Source organism: Rhodococcus sp. AG1013, assembly GCF_003350365.1.
Lineage (GTDB): Bacteria > Actinomycetota > Actinomycetes > Mycobacteriales > Mycobacteriaceae > Prescottella.
The window spans coordinates 1-1622 of sequence record NZ_QQAT01000046.1 but is presented as its reverse complement, the minus strand read 5'-3'; the positions used below and the strand labels follow the sequence as shown (position 1 = coordinate 1622).

Sequence of the window (1622 nt, the reverse complement as noted above, 5' to 3'; positions counted from 1 at the left end):
GACGATTGCCGAGATGCTCCTCGATCGCCTCGGTGACCAGCAGCTCGGTGTCCGTACCCGTGAGCAGGACTGGACGTGGGACGAGGTGGTCCGCGAGAGCGCCGCGCGCGGCGCGCTCGCGCAGTCGCTGCGCGTGGACGGCCCGTTCCACATCGGCATCCTCCTCGAGAACGTGCCGGACTTCCTGTTCTGGCTCGGCGGCGCGGCCCTCACCGGCGGCACGGTCGTCGGCATCAACCCCACCCGCGGCTCGGCGGAACTCGAGGCCGAGATCCGTTACGTGGACTGCCAGTTGATCGTTACCGACGCCGAGGGCATGGCGAAGCTGAAGGGCCTCGACCTCGGCCTGGCCGACGACCGGTTCATTCTGATCGACGCCCCGGACTACCAGGACCGCCTCGACGCCCACCGGGTCGAGCCCGCGATCGCGGACGGCATCGACGAGGACAACCTGTTCCTGTTGCTGTTCACGTCGGGCACCACCGGCATGTCCAAGGGCGTCAAGTGCAGCCAGGGCCGGCTCTCCCGCCTCGCGTACGCGAACACCGCGAAGTACGGGCACCACCGCGACGACGTCGACTACTGCTGCATGCCGCTGTTCCACGGCAACGCGCTGATGGCGCTGTGGGCCCCGGCGCTGGCGAACGGTGCCACCGTCTGCCTGCCCGAGGCCCGCAAGTTCTCGGCGTCGGGCTTCCTGCCCGACGTGAAGTTCTTCGGTGCCACGTTCTTCACGTACGTCGGTAAGGCGTTGGCCTACCTGATGGCGACCCCGGAGCAGCCCGACGACAAGGACAACAAGCTCGAGCGCGGCTTCGGCACCGAGGCGTCGCCCGAGGACAAGGTCGAGTTCGTGCGCCGCTTCGGTGCGGAGTTGTTCGAGGGCTACGGTTCGTCGGAGGGTGCCGGTTCGGTCAAGCTCGATCCGGAGGCCCCGGAGGGTGCGCTCGGCCGTCCCGCGCACGCGGGCATCGCCGTCGTCAACCCCGAGACGCGGGAGGAGTGCGTGCGCGCGATCCTCGACGAGCACGGCCGGGTGCTGAACCCGGACGAGGCCATCGGCGAGATGATCAACAAGGAGGGCGCTCGCGCGTTCGAGGGCTACTACAAGAACGACGTCGCCGACGCCGACCGAATCAAGCACGGTTGGTACTGGACCGGCGACCTCGGCTACGTCGACGAGGCCGGCTTCATCTACTTCGCGGGCCGCAAGGGTGACTGGATCCGCGTCGACGGCGAGAATACCTCCGCCCTGATGATCGAGCGTGTCCTGCGTCGCCACCCCGAGGTCATCGCGACGGGCGTGTACGCGATCCCCGACTCGCGGTCCGGCGACCAGGTGATGGCTGCGATCGAGGTGGATTCGCTCGACACCTTCGACCCCGTGAAGTTCGCGGAATACCTTGCCGTCCAGGACGATCTGGGTTCCAAGGCGACTCCGCGCTTCATCCGGGTGTCGACGAACCTGCCGATCACCGGCTCCAACAAGGTCCTCAAGCGTGAGCTGCAGGCCGAACTGTGGCGCACCGACGAGCCGGTCTACCGTTGGGTGGGCCGCGGCGCGCCGGTCTACACGCAGATGACCGACGAGGACAAGACCGCGCTCGAGGCCGAGTTCGTCG

Annotated in this window: 1 protein-coding gene; it reads left to right on the top strand. The window is 68.0% G+C overall.

What is annotated here, in order from left to right:
* A partial coding sequence (locus DEU38_RS27905) for an AMP-binding protein (RefSeq protein ID WP_114724614.1) occupies positions 1-1622 on the top strand: 1622 nt, incomplete at both ends.